Raw genomic sequence first — 24,496 nt, 5'->3', positions numbered from 1 at the left:
GGACGTAATCATAAAGGTCGCGGGCAACGTTTGGGGGAACGGGGATGAAGCAAAGGCGCGTTCAGGGCGCGGGGCTTGGCCTGTGGCGGACGGTCTTTCTGATGGCGTCCACGCTGTGGGCCGTGTCGCCGACGCTGGCGCAGGTCGGCCTGACCGGCGCGCCGACTCGCGAGGAAATTGATCCGTCCCGCCGCCCGCAGTTGAACCAGCCCAGCCGCCTGATCGTTGATGGCGATATCGAACGCAGCCCCTGCGCCCTGGCCGATCCGGCCTATGCCAGCATCAATGTCACCCTGACCCAGGCCCAGTTCAGCAATCTGGGGCCGGTGCCGGCCGCCGCCCTGGAACGCTATTGGAAGCCGCTGGTGGGCAAGCCGTTGCCCATTTCGGTGCTGTGCGAGATCAGGGACGCGGTCGCCACCGATTTGCGCCGGCGCGGCTATGTGGCGGCCGTGCAGGTGCCGGCGCAGCGCATCGAGGGCGGCGTGGTGCGGTTCGAGGTGCTCTATGCCCGGTTGACGGCGGTGCGGGTGCGCGGCGATGTCGGCCGCATCGAGGCGCAGATCGCGCGCTATCTGAACAAGCTGGTGACGGGCGAGGTGTTCAACCGGGTGGCGGCGGAGCGGTACCTGCTGCTGGCCCGCGACCTGCCGGGCATGGATGTGCGCTTGCAGCTGAAGCCGGCGGGCGGCGCGCCGGGCGAGATGGTGGGCGAGGTTTCGGTGCGGCGCCGGGCGGTGGAAGCCGATCTGGTGGTGAGCAATCTGGCGCCGTCGCAAACCGGCCCCTTTGGCGGCCAGGTGCGCCTGCAGCTCAATGGCCTGACCGGCCTGGGCGACCACAGCTTTGTGTCCTATTATGCCACGCCCGATTTCAGCGAGCAGCATGTGCTGCAGGCCGGGCATGATTTTGCCATCGGCGGCGAGGGGCTGCGGCTGGGCGGGCGGGTCACCCATGCCTGGACCAGCCCTGATCTGGGCGCGGCGGTGCCGCCGGTTGAAGCGCGGGTGTTCTTTGCCAATCTGGAGCTGAGCTATCCGCTGAAGCGTTCGCAGGCGGCCACGCTGACTGGGCGCGGCGGGCTTGATCTGGTCAACCAGCGGGTCAGCTTCAACGCGGCGCCGCTGTCGCGCGATCAGCTGCGCGTGGCCTATCTCAGGCTGGATGGCGAATGGCAGGATCTGCGCGGGCGCGGGCCCGGTGGCACCAGCGGCTGGCGGCTGGGCGCCAATCTGGAGGTGCGGCAGGGCATCGACATGCTGGGCGCGACGCTGGATTGCAGCCGCGATGTGCGGCTGTGCGGCCGCGCCGGCGTGGTGCCGCCCAGCCTGATCACCGGCAGCCCCACCGCCACCGTCGTGCGCTTTGGCGGCCTCGCCGAATTGCGGATGGGCAAGGCGTTGACCGCGGTGGTGCAGCCGCGGGCGCAGCTGGCCAGTGGCGGCGTCTATGGCTTTGAACGCTTTGCCCTGGGCAATTACACGGTGGGCCGTGGCTATGAACCCGGCGTGTTGACCGGCGATGATGGCGCGGCCGTCTCGCTGGAACTGCGCCATGATGCCATCACCCTGTCGGAAGACTGGAAGCTGGCGGTGCAGCCCTATGTGTTTGCAGATGCCGGCTGGGCCTGGTCACGCGGGGTGGGGCCTGCCTTGGCCAACCCGGTCAGCCTGGTTTCGGCCGGGGGCGGCGGGCGCTTCATCCTGTCGGATCGGGCGCGGCTCGATCTGGGCGGTGCTGTGGCGCTGAAGGATGCCGGGCCGGTGCGGGCGGGCGATGTGCGCCTGCTGCTGACCTTTACCACAAGATTGCTGCCGTGGAGGAATAGCTGATGCGTCTGTTTGACGAGAACGCTCCGGCGCGCGCAGCCTCGAGCCAGTCCATCCGCACCCGGCTGACGCTGGCGGCATCGCCCAGCGTGCTGGCCGCGATGCTGGCGTTGCAGCCCCAGCAGGTGCGGGCGCAGGCCTTTCTTGGGACACCCGATGTCATCCGCGGATCGGTCAACCGCTTTCTCGGCACCGGCAGCGAGACGCTTCAGGTCAGCAGCGAGACGCTTCAGGTCAACAGCAGCCAGGCCACCATCAACTGGACCCCGGACGACAATGCCATCGGTGGCGGCACCATCGCCTTTCTGCCGACGGGCAACACGGCCAGCTTTGCCGCCGGCTCGGGCATCAGCAGCTACACGGTGCTCAACCGGATCATCACGGCCGATCCGTCGCGCGCAGTCGGCCTGCTGGGCACGGTCAACAGCGATGCCGCCGGCAGCATCTGGTTCTATGCCCCCAGCGGCCTGCTAATCTCCAACACGGCGCAGTTCAACGTGGGCAGCCTGCTGCTGACCACCAATGATCCGGTGGGGGCCGCTGGCGGTGGCGATTTCATGCCCGGCGGCAACAGTTTCCGGCTGCAGGGCGCTTCGGGCAGCACGGCAGCGATCGATATCCAGAATGGCGCCCAGATCAACGCGCTGAACAACAACAGCTATGTGATCGCGGTGGCGCCGCGGGTGAACATGGCTGGCGCCATCCAGGTCAATGGTTCGGCGGCGCTGGCGATGGCCGAAGATGTCAGCTTCACGCTGAATGGCGGCCTGTTTGACATCACCGCCAATGTCGGCTCGGCCGCTGGCGGCACCAACACGGTCACTGGCAGCATCACCGGCCCGGCCGGGGATTCGGTAAACAGCGATTATCACCGCATCTACATGATGGCGGTGCCCAAGAATGATGCCATCACCCTGCTGTTGACCGGATCGGCGCAGATGGGCTTTGCCATTGCCAGCGCGGCCGATGTGGACGGCAATGCCATCGTGCTTTCGGGTGGCCACAACATCAGCGGGACCAGCAGCGGCGAAGGCGTTGGCCAGTTTTCGGGCGCGGCGTCGGCCGGTGCCGGGACCGGCCAGGTCAACATCAGCCTCGATGCCGTCACGCTCACCTCCAACCTGACCATCCGTTCCCGCGATGTCGGGGAAGCGGTGGCGCGCACCGGCCAGCTGGATGCGGCGCGCAACATCGATATCTTTGCCAACACCCGCGCCAGCATTGGCGCCAGTTTCGGCCAGTTGCTCGAGGTTACGGGCAGCGTGCTCGCCGATGCATCGTCGCAGTTTGATGCCGGAAACGGCGCCAGCCGCACGGCTGGCTTTGCCAATGTGACGGCCGGCAGCGGCGGCAATGTTGCCGTGCTGGGCAATGTGGTGGCCCGCGCCGATGGGCGCGGTGACAGCAGCATGAATTCCGCTGGCGGCAGCGGCACCGGCGGCACCGCCCTTGTCGAGGCGACCGGGGGCAGCCAGCTGCAGGCCGACGGCATCATCGCCACGGCGCGGGGCTTTGGCGGCTATGCCGCCGGCAGTGCATCGGGCAATGCCAGCGGCGGTTCTGCCGTGGTGCAGGTCGATGCCACCAGCAGTCTTTCGGTTCGCGGCACCACCGGGCCTGGGGATATCAGCGTGGCGGCCGGTGCCGTCACCCGATTGGCCGACGTGGGCCAGACAACCGGCAATGCCAGCGGCGGCATCGCCCAGATCCTGGTGAACAGTGCGCTGTCGATGCCCGGCGGCCTGCTGGTGAACAGTGATGCGCGGGCCGATGCCGGCCAGCAGGGCTTCTCGCTGCAAGCCGGCGGTGCGACGGTGCGGGCCGGCACGGCGACGCTGGACGTTGGCGTTGGGGGATCGATTGCGGTCAACCGGTTTGAGCTCAGTGCGGTGGCGCTGGGCGATGCGGGTGGCGGCGGCATCGCCTATATCGGCGGCACGGCGCAATTGGTCTCGCGCACCAACAATGGCCTGGCCAACACCTCGGTCACCCAGACGTCGCGGCTGGATGCCTGGGCCCAGGCCGCCTCCGGCTTGGCCGGGGGCGCCATTGATGGCGGCAGCGCCACGGGCGGCCAGGCCCTTGTTGACGTGCAGGGCAACGACAATCTGGCCTTTGGCACCGGGCTGGTGATGGATGCCAGCGCCACGGCCGGCAATGGTGTTGCTGGCGGCGTTGGCGGCAGCGCCCAGGGCGGCAGCAGCCGCATCGTGATGAACGCCGGTGGCCTGTCGGTGAATGGCGACGTGGAAATGCGCGCGGATGCCACTGGCGGTTCGGGCGTGGTTGGCGGCAATGCCAGCGGCAGCAGCGACAACATTGGCCAGCAGCCGGCGATCTTCTATCGTTATGGCCCCAGTGGCACGGTGAATGATTCCGGCAGTTTCATTGTTGGCGGCCTGATCATTTCGTCCCAGGTGCAGGGCGGGTTCGGTTTTGGCGGTGCCGGCGGCACAGCAACAGGCGGCACCATCCGTTTCAACCTGCAATCGCGGACGCACCAGCTTGGCGATCTGATCGTCAATGCCGACACGCAGGGCGGGTTCGGCCTGACCGGCGGCCAGGCGGTGGGCTCGGAGATCACCGTCACGGCGTTTGATGCCGATCTGTCGAGCAGCGGCACCATGACCTTCAACGCCAATGTGTTTGGCGGGGAGGCCGATGCGGCAGCGACGGGCAACGCCGGCGCCGGCGGTGCGGCCACGCTAGGCGCGGTGCGTCTGACGGCGCGTGGCAATCCGGCAAGCACCGGCACGCCCGCACGCCTGGCGGCCAGCCAGATCAACATCAGTGCCGACGTGTTTGGCGGTCGCGGCGGCCTTGCCACCACGGGCACCGGCGGCACCGGTGGCAATGCCAATGCGATGGGAACCGGCAGCGGCATCCTGTTGCTGGGCAATGCCGGGCGCACCACACTTGATTTCGGCAGCACCAGCATCAGCTTCCGCGCCATTGGCGGCGCTGGCGGCGGATCCGACACCGGAACCTTGGGCAGTGGCGGCAATGCCGTGGGCGGCCGGGCCGATCTTGGCCTGTCGAGCGGTCCATTCTCGCCAGCGGTGAATCCGGCGACTGCGAATTTTGGCGGGCTGAATGTCAACGCCCAGGCGCTGGGCGGCAACACCGGCCCGTTCGATGGCGGCGTGGATGGCGGCAGCGGCGGCACGGCCACCGGCGGGCGCATCGTGCTGTTGGCGCGTGGCGGCACGGTTACGGCCAGCGGGGCGGTGCTTGACGCGTCGGCCGCCGGCGGTTTTGCCGAGGGCGAGACCTTGTCTGGCCGCGGCGGCGATGCCACCGGCGGCGCTGTCGTGGTGCTGGCGACGCCGCATTTCGTGTCGGGCGCGCCAACCAGCCTCACCATCAGCGGCAAGCTGGAAGCCCAGGCCCATGCCAGTGGCGGGGGCAGCCTCAACGATCCCGGCAATGCCACGGGCGGATCGGTTGAAATCACCCTGAGCCAGCACGACGGCGGCCCGGTTGTGGCCAATGTTGGCAGTGTTTCGGTTGCGGATCTGGTCGCCAATGCCTCGGCCAGCGGTGGGCCGGCGCTGGATGAACGGTTGACCGGCGGCAATGCCACGGGTGGCACCGTGCGGGTGCTGGCCAATGATGGCAGCATGACGCTGGGCACCATCAGCCTAAAGGCCGAGGGCACGGGCGGTGCCGAAGGCCTGAATGGGGTTCAGGCCGGCAACGGCAGCGGCGGCACGGCCGAGCTGCTGCTGAGCGGCGGCACGCTGACGGTGACGGGCGACAGCGAGATCCTGGCCAAGGGCATGAACAGCACGGCCACCGGCGGCACGGCCCGCGTGGCGGTGCAGGGCACGGGCGGCACCATGCGGTTGCTGGGCAGCACGCTGGCCATCGATGCCCGGGCCTTCAGCGGCAGCGGATCGGGCCGCCCAGGCGCGGGCACGGCCACCGGTGGCCGGGCCGAAATCCTGAACGTGGCCGGCGGCACACTGCAGCTGCGCGATGCCGCCGATGCAGCGGGGCAATTCACCTTTTCGGCCGATGCCTTTGTGAATGAACCGTCGCCGCAGGCACCGGCCAATGCCGTTGGCGGCACCTTGGTGATCAGCAATGCCGGCACCACGACGATTTCGGCGCCCGGCGTGCTGTCGTTCACGGTTGATGCCGTGGCCGGCGGCCAGTTTGGCAGCAGTGTTGCGGGCGGCAACGCCACCGGCGGCCAGGTCAGCATCAGCAACAGTGGCGGCGTGCTGAACCTCAACAGCCGGTTCAACCGCATCAACATCGGCCATATTGTCGAAGGCGGATCGTCCAGCGGGGTTGCCGGCAACGCCACTGCCGGCCTGATCAATGTCGCCATCACCGGCGGCACGGTGAATTTCAACGCCAACACCGCCATCGACAACATCGCCTTTGGCGGGGGCAGCACCAGCGGCCCGGCGGGCAACAGCACTGGCGGCGGCATCAGCTTCAGCTTTGATGGCGGGGCCAGGGCCAATGTCACCGGCTTCCTGCGATTCCAGAATTTCGGCGACGGCCATGTGCGCCAGGGTGGCACCACCCTGATCAGCAGCACGGGCGGCACCCTGGATATCAGCGGCAATCTCAGCTTCCGCGATGATGTCTTCACCGAAACCAGTTTTGCCGGTGCCCAGGGTGTGGCCGGCAGCGTGGTCATCACCACGGCCGCGACATCGACGATCAGCATTGCCGGCGATGTGAACGGCGATTTCAGCACCAATTTCGTCGGCACGCCCGGCGACCGCATCGCGGCGGCCGGCAATTTCAGCTGGAACAGCCGCGGCACCGTCACGATTGGCGGCGGTATCGATCTGCAGTCCAGTGTGGGCTTCGGCCCGGACGGCGCGGGCACCACCACCGGGGGCAGCGCCGCCATTGCTGTGCTGGGTGGCAGCTTCAGCATCGGCAACGGTTTGACCATCAACACCGGCGTGTCGGGCGGCCGCCTGGCCGCTGGCGATGCACCGGCCATTGCCGCCGGCGTCATCAGCCTTTCGACGGCGGCTGGCGCCAGCTTCACCAGCACCGGCGGCGTGCGGCTGGAGAGCAATGCCAACGGCCATGCGGCGTTGAGCGGCACCGGCGGCGGCGCCACGGGCGGCAGCATCAGCATCGCCAACGCCGGCAGCATGACACTGGACACCGGCCTTGCTGGCCTGCAGCTGCGCGCGACCGCCACCGGCGGCACCGGCAGCACCCGGGGCGGTGCCGCAACCGGAGGCAGCATCAGCCTGTCAACCGCCAGCACCGGCAGCTTCACCCAGCTGGTCGGCTCGCCCAGCCTGCTGCAGCTGGAAGTGCAGGCCATCGGCGGCGCGTCCCCCGTTCTGGGCGGCGATGCCACCGGCGGCAGCGCCAGCATCATCAACGGTGGCAATTTCAGCCTGCCGCACAATCTGCTGCTGCTGGCCAATGCCACCACGGGCGCGGGGCCTGATACCGGCCGCGCCATTGGCGGTTCGGCCACCCTGATCGCCAATGCGGGCACCAGCACGATCAGCGGCGATGTCAATCTGAACACCGAAGCCCTGGTGCAAAGCGCCGGCATCATGGGCACCGGCACGGGCGGCAGCATCAACACCGGTGCCGCTGCCGGTGCCACGCTGGATGTCAGCGGCAATCTTGATCTGCGCGCCGGTGCAACCGGCCGGGTGGCCACCGGCGGGGCCATCACCGTCACCGCTGCCGGCACGGTTCAGGTTGACCGCGCCGTTTCGGCCGATGCCGTGGGCTTCAGCACCGGCAGTGCGGCGACCGCGCTGGGGCTGGGTGGCACGATCGATCTTGCCGTCGGCAATGCCGGCCGATTGACCGTGGCCGACGGCGTGACGCTGTTTGCCTTTGCCAACACCCCGCTGACCAATCCCGACATGTCGATGGAGGGCGGCCGTGCCACCCTGGCCAGTGCCGGCACCGTGCAGATCGGCGGTTCGGGCCTGCTGATCGACAGCCGTGGCGGTTTTGACGAGGTTGTGGGCCGCAACGCCACAGGCGGCACGGCCGAAATCAGCCTGACCGGCGGCAGCTTTGCCAGCGCCGGTGTCACCCTGCTGGCCGATGGCCGCGGCGGCGTGCGCCAGGGCGATATTGGCGGCAATGGGGCCGGCGGCACCGCCCGCCTGGTGATCGGCAATGGCGCCAGCGCCACCATCAGCGGCACGCTGGAGGTGTCGGCGGTGGGCAGCGGCGGGGCCGGCGTGGACGGCGATGCCGGCAATGGCGTTGGCGGCCTGGCCAGCGTTGATGTTGATGGCAGCCTGAACCTGCAGTTGGGCAGCAGCCCGTTCCGCCTGAGCGCCGAAGGCGAGGGCGGCAACAGCGACAGCAGCCTTGGCGGCAGTGGCACGGGCGGCACCGCCCGCCTGATTTCGACTGGCGGCACAGGGAGCGTTGCCATCACCGCCACTGGCACGCCGCAGCTTTCGGTCACGGCCGAGGCGCGTGGTGGCAGTGGTGTCACCCAGGGCGGTGCGGCCATTGGCGGCAATGCCACGGTGGCCGGCGGCGCCAGCCTGCCCCTGCCGGGCGGGCTTGAGGTAAACGCGACGGCCTTTGGCGGCAATGGGGCGGTTGGTGGCGCCGGCCGGGGCGGCAATGCCCGCTTGTCCAACGCCGGCACGCTCAGCATTCCGGGCAGTGTGCTGATCAACGGCAGCGGCTTTGGCGGCAGCGGCAGTGTGAGCGGCAATTCCACGGGCGGCAGCGCCACGCTGATCAACAGCGCCGGCACGGCCGACATCATCGGCGCGCTGGACCTGTTTGCGGCCGGTCAGGTTTTCAGTGGCACCAGTGTGGCCACTGCCCAGGGCGGCACCGTCACGCTGTCCACGCTTGGCGGCACCTTGCAGGTGGGCGCCGCGGTGCAGCTGGATGCCAGCGGCAGCGGCCCGGTTGGCCTTGGCGGTTCGGTCAATGTCACGTCGAACGGCACCACCGATATCAATGGCAATCTGGACATCACGGCAGCGGGCAGCACCGGGTTGAGCAACCCGAATGCCGATGCCCGTGGCGGCGATGTGACCATCACGGTTGGCAGCGCCGGCGCGCTGGATGTGGCCGGGCGCCTGCGGGCGCTGGTGCGGGCGCGTTCCAGCGTGGCCAATCCCGGCATCACCCTGCGCGGCGGCGATCTGCTGCTGAATTCGGCCGGCACCCTGTTGATCGGCGGCTCGGGCCTGACCGGCGATGCCAGCGCCGAATACACGCCCTTTGGCCAGATTGGCGGCAATGCCATCGCCGGCAGTGTTGATATCAACATCAGCGGCGGCAATTTCCAGACCAGCAATGTCAATCTGAACGTCTCGGCCACGGGCGGCGATGATCCGGATGGGCCGGGGGGCAACGCCACCAGCGGGCTGGCGCGGTTCACCCTTGGTGCTGGTGCCACCGGCACGATCAATGGCCAGTTCGCGCTTGATGCCATGGCCTTTGCCGGCACCGGCCTTGTTGGCGGTGTGGCCCAGGCCGGCACGGCCAGCCTGATTGTGGGCGGCAATTTGTCGATCGACAACGGCCCCTTGCCCGGTTTCCTGGTCTCCGCAGCGGCGTTTGGCGGCGGAGGCCTGACCGGTGCCGGCGGCGGCGCAACCGGCGGCACGGCCAGCATCCTCACCCAGACGGGCGGCACGTTGGCCATCATCGCGCCGCCCAGCGCCCTTGTCGGCCCGGATGCCTCGGCCTTTGGCGGCTTTGGTGACAGCGTGGGCGGCAATGCCACCGCCGGCAGAGCGAGTGTCGTGAGCCATGGCAGCCTGAACCTGACGGGTGCGCTTGATATTGCGGCCGAGTCCGAAGGCGGGTTCGGCACCGTTCAGGGCGGCAATGCCGTGGGCGCCACCGCCAGCCTGGGCGGCAGTGGCAACATCAGCATTTCAGCCAATGTCAGCCTGTCCACCAGTGCGACGGGCGGTGACGGTGCCAGCAGCGGCAATGCCAGCGCCGGTGCGGTGAACATCATCCGCACCGGCGGCGTGGCAAACATTGGCGGCAGCCTGACCATCGACAGTTCGGCCGTGGTGCCGGCGGCGACCACCACCGGCAATGGCAGCGGCGGCGCCATCACGCTGGACGTGCAGGGCGGCCGGCTTTCGATTGGCCAGAATCTGGCCTTGCTGGCCACCGGCGATGGCCTGCTGTCGGCCGGGGGCAATCTGCAATTGTCCGCTGCCGGGGATCTGCTGGTGGGCGGGGCCATCACGCTTGACAGCCGGGCGAACAGCAATGTCCTGTCGGCCGCGGCGCGCGCCACCGCCGGCAACATCGGCATCGATGTCAGCGCCAGTGGCCAGTTGCGCGCCACCAACGGGCTGACCGGCACCATCACCGCCAATATCGATCTGGCGCTGTTCGGCTTCACCGCCACCGGGGGCAATCTGGCCTTCAATTCGGCCGGCACGGTCGATCTGGGAGGGTCCGGACTCAACATCGATGGCTCGGCGCGCTATTCCGATTCCAACACGGCCGGCGGCGCGGCGGCGGGCGGCCTGCTCAACGTCAACATCAGCGGCGGCACCTTCCAGGCCAGCCAGATCGCGTTGAACGCCAGTGCGGCGGGTGGCAGCAATTTGACTGGCAACGGCAGCAACGCCAGCGGCGGCGCGGCGCGGGTGCTGGTTGGGGCAGGGGCTTCGGCCACGCTTGGCGGCCTTGTGCTCAATGCCGGTGCCACCGGCGGCTTTGGCAGCGCCAACGGCGGCAATGCGCTGGGCGGCACCAGCCAGTTTTCGGTGTCTGGCACGGCCGATGTGGCGATGGCCAGCGATATCGTGCTGACCGCCACCGGCGCGGGCGGATTTGGCATTGGCGGCGGCGGCGCGGGCACGGGCGGCACGGCCATCCTGGAAAGCCTGACTGCGGCGGGCGATCTGGCCTTCACCGGCACCACGGCGCGGATCATCACGGTGAACGCCAGCGGCACTGGCGGCAATGGCAGCACCGGCGCCAACGGCGGCAACGGCAGCGGCGGCACGGCGCGGGTGGTGAATGACCATCTGCTGAGCGTGCCCGGCGCGCTCACCGTGCAGGCCGATGGCGTGGGCGGTACCGGCGACGGCACCACGCGCATCGGCACCGGCCTGGGTGGCACGGCCAGCCTCAGCTTCAGCGGCGGCCAGCTGGGTGTGGCGGGGGGCGACCTCACGGTTTCGGCCGACGGCCGCTTTGGCGCGGCGCGCGGCGGCACGGCCCGCGTGACCGGCACCGGCGGCAGCTTGTCCGTGGGCAATTTCCTGGAGGTGCGGGCGCAGGCGTCCGGCACTGCCAACGGCAGCAACATCATCCGCGGCGGGACTGTTGAATTGCTGCTGGGGGCCAGCACCACGCTCAGTGCCAACCGTGTCTTCGGTCTGGCCGGTGCGCAGGTGAGCAACTCTTTCGGTTCTCAAGGCACCAGCCTCACCGGCGGCGACGTCCGCCTCGACAGCGCCGGCAGCTTCAAGGCCACCAACGAAGTGCTGCTGGATGCCATTGCCAGCTACAGCGGCACTGGCGGCAGCAGCACCGGCGGCACCCTCAACCTCGCCATCCAGGGCGGAAGTTTCTCCACCCGCGATGTCAATCTGACCGCCGCTGGCTTTGGCGGCAATGGCAACGGCACAGCGGGCAGCCAGGGCACGGGCGGCAGCATCAATTTCACGGTTTCGGGCGGAGCGCAGGCCGGTATCAGCCGCAGCCTGTTCATGCGGGTCAGTGGTTTTGGCGGATCCGGCACGGTGCGCGGTGGCGCGGTGGGCGGCAGCTCGATCCTGACGGTGAATGGTGCCGGCACCAGCCTTTCGATCGATTACATGAGCATGGAGGCCGACAGTTTGGGCGGCAATGCCACTGGCGGCACGGCGGAAATCCGCCTGACCCCCGATGGCCAGGGCGGCGGCGGGACGCTCACCCTGCTTCGCGACATCCTGCTGCTGGCCGAAGGCAACACCAGCCTGAACGCCACTGGCGCCGGGCAGGGCGGCACTGCCCGCATCCTCGCCTCCGCCGGCAATCTGACCGTGGGGGATGGCATTGATCTCAGCGCCCGCAGCCTGGCTGGCTCTGGCGGCAATGGCGGCGCGGCGACGGGCGGCACCGCTGAACTGATCAACAGCGGCGGCACGATCGCCATCACCGGGGATGCCCTGCTCTCCGCGCTGGGCAGCAGCGGCACCGGCCAGGGCGCGGCCGGGCGCGGCGGCACCGGCCGCATTGTCAACAGCGCGAGCCTGTCGATCACCGGCCGCGCCGAATTGCTGGCGCGCGGCAGCGGTGGCTTTGCCACTCCGCAAGGCGGCAGCGGCTTTGGCGGCTCGGCCCTGCTCGACAGCAATGGCACGCTGAACATCACGGGGGCGGTCAGCCTGCTGGTGGATGCAACGGCCGGGGGTGGCACGGCCAGCGGCAGCAGCACGGCCGGCACCGCGCAGGTGACGATCGGTGGCGGCAGTGCCACGCTGGGCAGCAGCCTCACCCTGAACGGCAATGGCGGCGTCACCCCGGCAGCGACGCGCGGCAATGGCAGGGGCGGCACCCTCACTCTCGATGTGGCGGGCGGCACGCTGGATGTGGCGGGCGGCCTGACGATGACGGCGGAAGGCGGTGGCACCATTGGCCGTGGCGGCGATCTGGCGCTGACCATCGATGGCGCGCTGCGGGTGGGTGGCAGTGTCGAACTGGCAGCCAATGTCTTCACCGAAGTGGTGGTGCCCACGGCCCAATCCCAGGCTGGCACTATCACCATCGATGTCGGCAGCAGCGGCAGCTTCACGGCGCTGGGCGGCCTGTTCGCCAATCTGCGCAGCCTGGTCGGTGCGGCGGCCTATGATCTGACCGCGCGTGGCGGCAGCTTTGCCATGACGTCGGCCGGCCTGGTGGACATTGGCGGCAGCGGTTTCGCGGCTGATGGCGGTGCCCAATATATCAGCGGCGGTTTCGAAGGCGGTGCGGCCGTGGGCGGTGATCTGGGCATCACCCTCACCGGCGGCAGCTTCACCACGACCGGGCTGGCGTTGACCGCCGGTGCCGGTGGCGGCAACCGCAGCACCGGCCTTGGCGGCAGCGCCACGGGTGGCCGCGCCAGCCTTGACGTGGGCGCGGGCGCTTCGGCCAGCGTCACCGGCCAGTTCCGGCTGGAAGCCGGTGCCGGGGCCGGCGCCGGGATCAACGGCGGCAATGCCACTGCTGGCACCGTCCGGCTGGCTGTGGCCGGCACGGCCACCATCAACACCGGCACGGCGACGCCGCAATTGTTGGCCAACGCGATTGGCGGCAATGCCAGTTCCGGCAATGGCGGCGCGGCCCTTGGTGGCAACATCACCCTCGCCACCACTGGCACGGGCGGCACGCTGGCCATCGTGAACCAGCCCAATGCGACCCTGCGATTGGGCGCCGATGCGCGCGGCGGCAACAGCAGCACCGGCACCGGCGGCAACGCCACCGGCGGCAGCATCAGCATCGCCAACAGCAACCAGTTGTCGGTGGCCGGCAATCTGCTGGCGGTTGGCCATGGCCAGGGCGGCGTGAGCGGCGCCAGCGACGGCAATGGCTCGGGCACGGGCGGCATGATCAGCCTCGCCTCCACCGCCGGCCTGTTCGATGTCGGTGGCAATCTTGAACTCAGCACCGTTGGTTTCGAAGGCGCGGCCACGGGCGGCACCATCCAGGCCAACATCAGCGGCGGCACCCTCAACGTTGGGCAGACCCTTGATCTGGGCGCCGGCGCGCGCGGCCAGGCCCGCAACGGCAATCTCAATCGCGGCGGCACGGCTGGCATGCAGATCGCCGCCGGCGCCGCGGTTGCGGTGGGCGATTTCTTCAACATCGATGCCAGTGCGGTGTCGTTCAGCGGCGGCAGCGTGCCCGGCGGCACCACCACGGCCGGCACGGCCCGGCTGCTGTCGGCCGGCACCATCACGGCCACCACCGTGCTGCAGGTCAATGCCACCGGCCAGGTGGTCGGCAGCGCCGGTGATGCCACGGGCGGCACCTCGGAAATGATCATTTCCGGCGGCAGTGTCACCACGGCCAATCTCAACATCAACGCCTTGGGCTTTGGCGGGACCAACAGCAGCGGCACGGGCGGCACCGTCAACGTTTTGCTGTCGGGCGGCAGCCAGTTTGACGCCACCGACAGCTTTACCCTGGGCACATTTGCATCCAGCGGTTCGGCGGGCGGTGCTGCCACGGCCGGCACCACGACGCTGGGTGTGTCGGGGGCTGGCACCAGCCTCACCGCCGGGTTCATGGAGCTTTCGGCCAGCGCCGATGGCTTTGCCGGCGCCACTGCCGGCACCAGCAGCCTGATCCTGTCCAACGGCGCCAATCTTGCCACCACCGATGTGGCAGCCGTGCTGGCCGGCGCCACAACCACCAACAGCGGTGCGGCGCTGGCCGGCGCCGCCGGCGTGCGTGTCTCTGGCGTTGGCAGCCGTGCGACGTTCGGCAACGGCCTGGAGCTTGATGCGGCGGCCACTGCCGGCAACGGCACGGCCGACAATGGCTTTGCCACCGCCGGCACCGCGCAGCTGGTGATGGAGGGCGGCCTTGTCGATGTGACCGGCACGCTGGTGGTTGATGCGTCGGCCTTTGCCGGCACCGGCGGCAGCGGCGCGGGCGGTGTCGCCGTGGCCGGCCAGGCCCTGATCAACATCAACAGCGATGGCACCACCACGCCGGCCGGCATCACCACCGATGCGATCGACATCACGGTTTCGGCAAACGGCGGTGCCGGCAATGGGGCGGCAGCCGGCGGCAACGCCAGCGGCGGCACGGTCGAGCTGCTGGGCAGCAGCACCAGCGCCGCGCTCAGCCTGGGCGATGTGACGATCGCGGCCAATGTGGTGGCCGGGCGTGGCGGCAATGGCAGCGTTGGCGGTGCCGGCGGTGCGGCGCTGGGTGCCAATGTGCATGTGGGTCTGGTCAGCGCCGGGGGTGCCGGGCAGGGCCAGTTCACCAGCAGTTCGATCAGCATTTCCGCCAACGCCGCGAGCGGTGATGGCGGAAATGCGCTTGCCACCGGCATGGGCGGTCGCGGCGGCGATGTGGACGCCGGCACCATCCTGCTGGGCAACGACGGCGGTTTGCTGAATGGCGGCACGGTCGTGCTGAACGCCAATGCCATTGCCGGGCAGGGTGGCCGCAACAGCGGTCTTGCCACGCTGCGGGCGAATGGCGGCAATGCCCAGGGCGGCAGCGTGCGTGTGGACGTGCGCCCCGATGCCGTGACTGGCGCGGTGGGGATCACCACGCTGGGCAGCCTGATCGCCAATGCGGGTGGCGGCGGCGGTCTGGGCGATGCGGCCGGGGCTGGCCGTGGCGGCACGGTCACGATCGCAGCGGTGCGCCAGGCGTCGCGGCCGAACGACAGCAACACCGGGCAATTGATCATCTCCGGCCCGGCCACGCTTGATGCCTCGGGCGCGGGTGGCGGATCGCTGGACGGCGAAACCAGCCAGGGCGGTTTTGGCGGTGGCGGCACCGTACAGATCCTGGCCGAAGCCGGCCGTGTGCAGATTGGCGGCACCTTGAACGCCACGGCCCAGGGCATCGGCGGCGATGGCGGGGCGGCCGGCAACGGCAACGGCGGCATTCTGAACATGCTGGTGTTTGATGGCGGGCGCCTGCTGCCGCTTGGCGCGGCGACCTTGTCGGTCAGTGCCACTGGCGGCGCGGGCAGCAGCCTGGGCGGCAACGGCAATGCCGGCATCCTCAATCTGCAGGCCAGTGCCGGCGGCTGGCTGCTGTTTGACAACAGCCTTGCCGTGTTTGCCGATGGCAGTGGCAGCTCGGCCGATGCCGGCGGCAATGGCGCTGGCGGGGTGATCAGCATTGGCGTCAGCGGCCCTGCCAGCGCGCTTGGCCTGCGGGCGACCAGTGTGTCGGCCGGCGGCGTTGGCGGCGGCAGTGTCAGCGCGATCGGCGGCGAAGGCCGCGGCGGCAATGTCACCGTGCAGGCCCTTGATGGGGCCCAGCTGGCTCTGGATGCGCCGCTGGGCTTGCAGGCCGATGGCGTTGGCGCGTCTGGCGAGGGCGGCGGGGCCGGCTTTGGCGGCAACCTGCGCCTGCTGGCGTCCAACGATGGCCGTATTGTCGGCGGGGCCAATCTGTCGCTGTTCCGCGCCGAAGGTCTGGGCGGCAGCGGCACCGCCGGCAGCGGCGGCAATGGCCGTGGCGGCAATGCCGAAATCCGGGCCGACAACAATGGCACGATCGCGCTGGGCAACATCGAATTCAGCCGGGTGCGCGGCGTGGGCGGCGACGGCAATGGCACTGGCAACGGCGGCAGCGGCCGTGGCGGCACCATCACGGTGGAAGCCAGCGCCGCCGGCACGCTTTCGGCTGCCAACCTGAGCAATCTTTCCGCCACCGGCGAGGGTGGCAACGCCAATGGCAGCGGTGATGGCGGCGCCGGCTTTGGCGGGACATCGCAGCTGCTGGCGCTGGGCGGCGGCAACCTGTCGCTCACGGCCACGGGCGGCACCATCGGCATTGGCCTGACGGCGGCCGGCGTGGGCGGCAACAGCCAGGGCGGCCGGGGCGGCGATGGCCTTGCCGGTGCGGTCGACGTGATTGCCGAAGCCGGCACTGCCCGGCTGGCCCTGGATGGCCGCGCGGCCAGCGAAGAAGCGATCAGCCTGCGGGCGCGCGGCATCGCTGGCACGGGCCTGGTTGGCGGGGCTGCCAATGGTGGGAACGTGCTGGTTCTGGCCGATGCCGCAGCCAGCCTGTTGATGCAGGGCACGGTCAGCGCCAATGTCGGTGCGCTGGGCGGTGATGGGCTTGATGGCGATGGTGGTGCTGCTACCGCGGGCCAGATTGATGTGTTCCTGGGCGGTGGCCAGGGCGCCTCGCTGATCAGCAGCGATCTGGTGCTGGCCGGGGTGGCCATTGGCGGCAATGCCGGCAGCACGGGACTGAAGGCCGGCAACGCCCTGGGCGGGGTGATCAGCATCGAGGCTGATGGCGCCAATGGCGTGATCCAGACGGGCGCTGTCAGCATTGATGGATCGGCCATCGGCGGCAGCGGCGGGGCGACGGGCGGTGATGCCGCCACCCGGCAGATCAACCTGATCGCGCGCAGCAGCGATGCCTTTGGTGGCCCGTTGCTGTTCACCGGCCCGATGGCGTTGGTGGCGCAGGCAACGGGCGGCACCGGCGATGACGGTGGCAGCGCCACGGCCGGCCAGATCAGCATCAGCGCCCGTGGCGGCGCAATCTCGATTGGTGATGGCCTGGCAACCGGGCTGAGCATCGATGCCAATCTGTTGGGCGGCCTGGGCACCCAGGGGGCTGGCGGCAGTGCGGTGGGCAGCGACACGGCGATCAGCCTTGAAGCCGTGGCCAATGCGGCCGGCAAGACCGGTCTGCTGCGGGCGGGCGGCATGGCCATCACGGCCAATGGCGTTGGCGGCAACGGCCAGACCGGCGCCAATGCCCGGGCCAACGGCGTGACCATGTTGGCCCGTGGTGGCGATCTGGACATCGACAATATCGTTGATGCGCGTTTCAACGCTGTGGGCGGCGATGGCGATCTGGCTGGCGGCGCCGGTGTTGGCGGCAGTTTCGAGATTTCCAACCAATCCGGCGGGCGCACCAGCATTGGCGGGATCAGCGGCCTGCAGGCCAATGGTCGGGGCGGCGCATCCGGCGGCCTGGCAGGTGAAGGCCGGGGTGGCCGGCTTGCCATCGAGGCGCTGGCCGGCAGCATCACGCTGGGCGGCCTTGCCGGCGCTTCGCTGCAGGGCGAAGGCGGCGCCGCCACCGGCACCGGAACGGGCGGATCGGGCCTTGGCGGCACCTTCGATCTGAGCGCCAATGATGCGGTGCTGTCGATCACCGGCACCGTGACGGCCAATGGGCTGAGCGTGAATGCCGATGGCACGGGCGGCGCTGCACAGGACGGCGCGGCCGGCGAAGGCCGGGGCGGTACGATCGCGATCACCGCAGCGTTCAACAGCCTGCTCGTCATCGAAGACAGCGCCGATAGCGGCCATATGCTGACCGCGCGCGGTGTTGGCGGCAATGGCGCCAGCGGCGGGCGCGGGCTTGGCGGCCTGGTGGTGGCCACGGCCGGCGCCGATGCCGATCTGCAACTCATCGGCAATGCCACGCTGAATGCCAGCGCGACCGGCGGCAGTGCCAGCGATGGCAACGGCGGCAATGGCTTTGCCGGCCGCGTGGCGGTGCGGATTGCCGGCGGCACGGCCGCGACCGTTTTGACCACCGAAAATCTGGCGCTGGTGGCCACCTCCACCGGCGGTGCCGGCGGCGGTGACAATGGTGCGGGCGGCGCTGGTGACGGCAATCAAAACCGCGGCGGCAGCGGCATTTTCCTCGGCTCCACCAGCAATCTGGGCAGTATCACCACGGGCAATGTGGCAGCCACGCTGAGCGGAACCGGCGGCGCCGGCGCGAACGCGCGTCTGGCCGGCAGGGGCGGCAATGGCCTGGCCGGCGAATTGACCATTGGCACATTGGCCGAGGACGCTGGCGGGCCGGTGGGCGGCATGGTCACACTGGGCCGGCTGAACGTGACGGCAAGCGGCAGCGGCGGAGATGGCGGGCTTGGCGATCTGGCCGATGGCAGCGGCGGTTCGGGTGGCCATGGATTTGGCGGCACAGTCAATCTGCGCGCCACCGGCGGCAGCCTGGCGATCGCGGCCAATCTGGCGGGCGATCCGGCCATCACCATTGCTGGTGATGGTTTGGGCGGCGTGGGCGGCGATGGCTTCACGGTGGGCGACGGCGGCGATGGCACCGGTGCCGTGATCCGCATGGGCAGCCTGGCCAATGGGCTTGCTGGCAACGAAGCCGGACGGTTTGAAAGCGGCGGCGTGCTGATCGGCAATGCCGGTCTGGGTGGCAATGGCGGCGACGGCGGTGCCGGGTTTGGCGGCAATTTCAGCCTGTCCAGCCTGGTGGGCGGCAGCCGCATCAATGGCAGGCTGGCCGTGGCCGGCAGCGGCGTTGGCGGCAGCGGCCGCGCGGGCAGCGGCGGGCAGGGCGCCGGCGGCAGCACCGTGCTGGCCGGCCTGATCACGGCCAGCGGCCTCATTGATCTGGATGGCAGCGCCACCGGCGGCAACGGCAGCGGCGGCGGTGGCCGCAGCTTTGGCGGCCAGTTCGATCTGTCGGGCGGGTTGGCGCTGGGCGATCTGGCCATCAATGCCTCGGCCACGGGCGGCAATGCGGTTGATGTCGGCAATGGCGGCAATGCCAGTGCCGGCCGGGTGATGGTGATCGCCACGGCGGCAGACCAGATGGCCATCACCGGCGCGGCCGACCTGCGCAGCAATGCGCGCGGCGGCCAGGGGGCCAATGGCGGCAGCGGCGGCCAGGCCGCGGGCGGCAGCATCGGCATCCTTGGCAGTGGCAGCAGTGTCAGCATGGCGCTTGGTGTGCTCAACCTTGCTGCCACCGCCACCGGCGGTGACGGAGGCGGCGGCACTCTTGCCGGCAATGGCGGCGCGGGCCTTGGCGGCGATATTGAAATCAGCCTGAACGGCAGCAGCGCCGATCCGCTGGCGGCCACGTTGGCGCTGGCCAGTGCCAGCATCACCGCCACCGGCAATGGTGGTTCTGCCGGCGCCGGCACCGGCGGCCAGCACGGCAGCGGCACCGGCGGCGGCGTGCGCCTGCTGGCCAATGGCGCCCGCGTTGATGTTGCCGGCGATGTGCTGGCCAGTGCCAACGGCAATGGCGGCGGCTTCGGCAATCTGCCGGGGGCGGCGGGCAACGGCAGCGGTGGTGCCATCGGCATCGGCGCGGCGGCCGGCAGCGGCGGAGCACGGGGCCAGTTGGCGATTGCCGGCGCGGTCACCACCCAGACCGGCGGTTTTGATCCGGGCAGCGGCCAGGGCCGGCCGGGCACCACCACGGTCTTTGCCCGCGATGCCAGCCAGCTGGCGTTGGGCAGCCTGAACAGCAGCGCCACCGGCAATTTCGCGCCCGGCACCACGCCGCGCGGCGGCCTGATCGCCACCAGCGGTTCCAGCATCGCGATCAGCGGTGACGCCACCATGGTCTCGCGCGACAGCCTGGGCCTCAACGACGGTGGCGACATCGTTGTGGGCGGCACGCTGCTGTTCAGCGCCGCGGGCCCGGTGGTCAATGGCCTGGGCAGCACGCCGGGTGCCGGCGGCAACATCAATGCGACCAGCCTGCGCATCAACAGCAGCAGCCGTATCGATATCGCCAGCACCACGCTTGGCAGCGGCGATATCCAGCTGATCGGTGGCCCCACTGGCGACATCAATGTGGCCGCCATCACCGCCACCACCAGCCTCAGCCTGTCGGGCCAGAATATCCGCTTCACCGCGCTGCGCTCGGGCACCGGCACCAATGTGTCGGCACTGGGCAATGTCGAAGGCGGCAACATCAGCACGGGCGGCCGCCTGCAGGTGACGGCCGATGGCACCGCCACGCTGGGCGCGCTTGATGCCGGGCTGGTCAATCCCGTCCCGCTGCAACCCACCGACATCTATGTGCGCGCCAACGGCAATCTGGTGACCGGCACGCTGGCCAGCGCCAGCGACGTCGGCATTGTCGGCCTTGCTGGCATCAGTGTCGGCAGCATCGCGGCCGGCCGCGACGCCATCCTGCTCGCCACGGGCCCGGTGCTGCTGGGCGATGTGACGGCCACCGGCACCTTGTTTGTTGGCGATGCCAGCCAGCGCAGCCTGATCAGCTTTGCCAGCGGCGCGCCCGATTATGCCGCGTTGCTGGCGGCGGCTGCCCAGCCGTTCACCAGCCGGCTTTCGGCGGCATCGATCAGCGCCGGCCGGGCCAAGATCGCCACCGCTGGCCTGTTCGACCTGTCGGGCGCCTTCACCGCGCTTGGCCAGGCCAGCATTTCGGCCGACAGCTCGGCGCTGGGCAGCGTTGTTGCGGGCGGCGAACTGCGGATCACCACGCTGGGCAATCTGGCCCTCACCAATGTCAGCAGCGCTGACCGGTTGAGCCTGATCGCCGGCGGTGCGGTTGCCACCGGGGCCATCACGGTCGCCATCACCAACCCGATCGCGGGCGCGCGGGGGGATGCCTATGTGTCGGGCAGCAGCGTCGCGGTTGGCAATGTCAGCGCCGCCGGCGATATCGGGCTGGTGGCCACGGGCGCGCTGAGCAGCGGCGCGCTGACCAGCGGGCGTGATCTCGTGCTGCTGGCTGGCACCAGCATCGGCACCGGCGCCATCGCCACGGCCGCCACCGGTCGCACCCGTCTGGGTGCGGCAAGCCAGGCCAGCCTGATCAGCCTTGCCAGCGGCGTGCCCGACTATGCCGGCCTGTTTGCAGCGGCCAACACCAGCCCTGCCGGCACCATCAGCATCAACTGCAGCATCAGCACCGGCTTGCTGGATGCCAATTCCAGCGGCCTGCTGCGGGCGCAATCCGATATCGCCGTCATCACCGGTGCCCGCCTGTCGGGCGGTGCGCTCGACGTCGTCAACATCGGCAGTGGCGGCTTCCTGGAACTGGCCAGCGGGTCCGATCTCTCGCTTGGTGCCATCACCACGGCGGGCGGCTTCAGCCTTTCGGCCAACGGCAATATCAACATCGCCGCGCTGGATGTGGGCGGCACCCTGGCGCTCACCGCGCGGGCTGGCAGTGGCCAGCAGGCCGGTCCGGGCAACATCAATCTCACCTCGGTGCGCGCTGATGACGATATCCGGCTGGAAGCGGCCGGCGCCATCACCACCGGCACGCTTTCGGCGGCGGATTCAATCCAGCTCAATGCCGGCGGCAACATCACCACCGGCGCCATCGATGCCGGCACGGTGCAACCGCTGGCGGGCGCGGCGGGCAACCTGTCCATCACCTCGCCGGCGCTGGTGCAGACCGGGAACATCACAGTTGCCGGCAGCGCCATCCTGTCGGGCACGCTGGGCGTTGCCACCGGCAATGTGACGGCGCCGGGCGGCATCGTGCTGCTCGATACCGGCGGCATCACCGCCGGTGCGCTCACCACCGCGGCCAATGGCTTCATCTATATCGCCGCGCACGACCAGCTGCCGCAGATCACCTTCGATCAGGCCGGCAATCCGCAGTTTGCCGCGCTGCTGGCCAGCACCCCGGTGCGACTGGTGGGCGATATCACGCTGACCGGCCCGGCCAGCACCGGCCGCTTCATCGCGGCGGCCACTGGCGCCTTCAACGGCCAGGCCATCACGGCCGGTTCCGGCGTGGCCATCACCACCGCCAGCGCGGCGCTGGGCGCGGTCAATGCCGGCACGGGCGAGCTGCGCATCACCACCGATGCGGCGCTCAACCTCGCCAGCGCCAGCAGCGCCGCACGCATGAGCCTGATCGCGGGCGGCGCGCTCACCACCGGCGCCATCAGCGTCACCGCCAATCCGGTCACCGGTGGGCGCGGCGATGCCTTCGTATCGGGCGGCGCGGTCACTGTCGGCACGGTCACCAGCGTTGGCGATATCGGCCTTGTGGCAAGCGGCAATCTGGCGAGCGGCGCGCTGACCAGCGGGCGTGATCTGGTGCTGCTGTCGGGCGGCACCATCACCACGGCGGCGATTGCGACGCCTGGCACCGGCCGCACCCGGCTGGGCGATTTTGCCCAGTCCGGCCTGATCAGCTTCACCGCCGGTGTGCCCGATTACAGCGCGGTCTTTGCCGCCGCCACCGGCACCGTGCCGGGCGACGTGATCATCGGCGGCAGCATCAACACCGGCCTGTTCGAAGCGACCACGGCCGGCCTGTTCCGCGCCCGCGATGGCATCAATGTCGTCACCGGTGCGCGGGTGCGGGGCAGTGCGGTGGATGTCGTCAATGCCACCAGCCTTGGCTTCCTTGATATCGCCGCCACATCGGATCTGGCGCTGGGCGACATCAGCGCCGATGGCGGCCTGACGCTGAGCACCGAAGGCGATATCAGCGCCGGCACCGTCAATGTGGGCGGCACGCTCAACTTCACGGCGCGGCGGCGGGCCGGGCAGGGCGGCAATATCCGCCTGGGCGATGTGCGTGCCGAGGATGATATCCGCCTCACGGCCGATGGTTTGATCGCCACCGGCCGGCTTTCGGCAGCGGATTCGGTGTTCCTGAACGCCGGCAGCAGCATCACCACCGGCGGCATCGATGCCGGCCGCGTGCGGCCGCTGGCTGGCGCTGCGGGCAATGTCTATGTTGTCTCCCCTGATGTGGTGCGCACCGGCAACATTGATGTTTCGGGCAGCGCCACCCTGTCGGGCACCCTGGGGGTCACCACCGGCAATGTCAGCGCGCCGGGCGGCATCGTGCTGCTGGATACCGGCGGCATTTCGGCCGGGGCGCTCACCACGTCGGCCAATGGCTTCGTCTACATCGCCTCGCACACGCAATTGCCGCAGATCACATTTGATCAGGCCGGCAATCCGCAGTTCGCGGCGCTGTTGGCCAGCACTCCGGTGCGGCTGGTGGGCGATATCACACTGACCGGCCCGGCCAGCGCCGGCCGCTTCATCGCGGCGGCCACCGGTAGCTTCACCGCCCAGGCCATCACGGCGCCGACCAGCACCCTGGTATCGGTGGCCGGCAATGCCACGTTGAACGGCAGCATTGCCACCAACGATGTGTCGATCACCTCCGGCAATATCGCGATCGGCCCGAATGCCGCCATCGGCGGCAGCACGGCCACCCGCGTCGCCCTGCAGGCCGACAGCGGTGCCACCGCGCTGGTGGCGGGCGGCAATGGTGTCACCACCGCCGGCACCTACAGCCTGTCGAATGGCGAGTTCGCAGCGCTGCGCGCCAGCCGCATCAGCGTGACGATCAACAGCGGCAATCTCACGCTCGATACGCTGGCCTTGCCTGCCATCGCGCCGGCCAGCACCGGCGATGGCATCAGCTTTGGCGCCAGCGGCAATATCCGCGTGGCGGGTGCAGTCACCATGGCCCAGGCCGGCGCCAGCAACCGCCTGGCGCTCACTGCCAATGGCCGGATCGAGGTGGTGCGCGGCGCCGGCTCCATCCTGCTGGGCGCCAGCGCTGATGCCCCAACCGGCACATTGGCGCTTGGCGCGCCGCGCATCTGGGTGGCCGACAGTGCGACGCTGGATGGCCTGGCGGCGGGCACGCTTTCGGGCGAAGCGCGCGACGAGGCCCTGCAGGCGGTGCCGGCAAGCGCCACCGGCAGCACGCTGGCCGCCGGCGCGATCGCCGTGACCGCACGGGACCAGTTGCTGATCCAGAATGGCGGCACCGATCTGGAGCGCGCGGGCTTTACCGCCAGCAGCTTCACGGTCAGCCGTGGCGGCGACAGCCCCGGCCAGGGTGGCACCGCGGGCCTGCTCGACATGGTGATCCACGGCCGCATCCGCCTGGCCGACGGCACGTTCGCAACCAACGGCGACACGCGTGAACAGGTGCAGTTCAGCCCCGGCACCAGCATCCTGACAACCAGCAGCTCGGTGAACTTCTGCATCATCGGCGGCATCTGCCGCGGCACGTTGCCGGAAGGCACCGAACAACCGGTGCTGAGCCTGGTCAACAATGTGGAGGCGCTGACGCCGGAAGAGGAAGAACAGCGCGAAGAGGCGCAGGAGGCGGCCGAAAAACTGCCGATCATCCTGCTGCAGCGGCTGATCGATTTCAGCCCGCTGTTCGCCGCCCCCGACAGCAATGATCCGGTGACCAGCGGCGGCAACCAATCCCTGTGGCCAGAGATGATGCCAATCGGCATCCGCCGCCCGGGAGGGCTGAAGTGA

At 69.7% G+C, this 24,496-nt stretch carries 2 protein-coding genes; both read left to right on the top strand.

Translation table 11 applies throughout. From position 1 onward, the window contains the following. Positions 1-101: 101 nt before the first annotated feature. Positions 102-1,832 carry a ShlB/FhaC/HecB family hemolysin secretion/activation protein gene (locus tag CHU93_RS16000; protein ID WP_165768780.1) on the top strand — a complete coding sequence of 577 codons (1,731 nt, stop codon included), beginning with the start codon at positions 102-104 and terminating at the stop codon, positions 1,830-1,832. Beyond that, positions 1,832-24,496 carry a hypothetical protein gene (locus CHU93_RS15995; RefSeq protein WP_094475141.1) on the top strand — a complete coding sequence of 7,555 codons (22,665 nt, stop codon included), beginning with the start codon at positions 1,832-1,834 and terminating at the stop codon, positions 24,494-24,496. Before CHU93_RS16000 ends, CHU93_RS15995 begins: the two co-directional genes overlap by 1 nt.

This window comes from Sandarakinorhabdus cyanobacteriorum (genome assembly GCF_002251755.1).
Lineage (GTDB): Bacteria > Pseudomonadota > Alphaproteobacteria > Sphingomonadales > Sphingomonadaceae > Sandarakinorhabdus > Sandarakinorhabdus cyanobacteriorum.
The sequence above is the reverse complement of the archived record's forward strand: the minus strand, read 5'-3'. Positions and strand labels throughout refer to the sequence as shown.

What these genes read in the sequence shown, in the direction of transcription:
- CHU93_RS16000 (WP_165768780.1), top strand. Translation starts at nt 102, where the DNA reads ATGGCGTCCACGCTGTGGGCCGTGTCGCCGACGCTGGCGCAGGTCGGC.
- CHU93_RS15995 (WP_094475141.1), top strand. Translation starts at nt 1,832, where the DNA reads ATGCGTCTGTTTGACGAGAACGCTCCGGCGCGCGCAGCCTCGAGCCAG.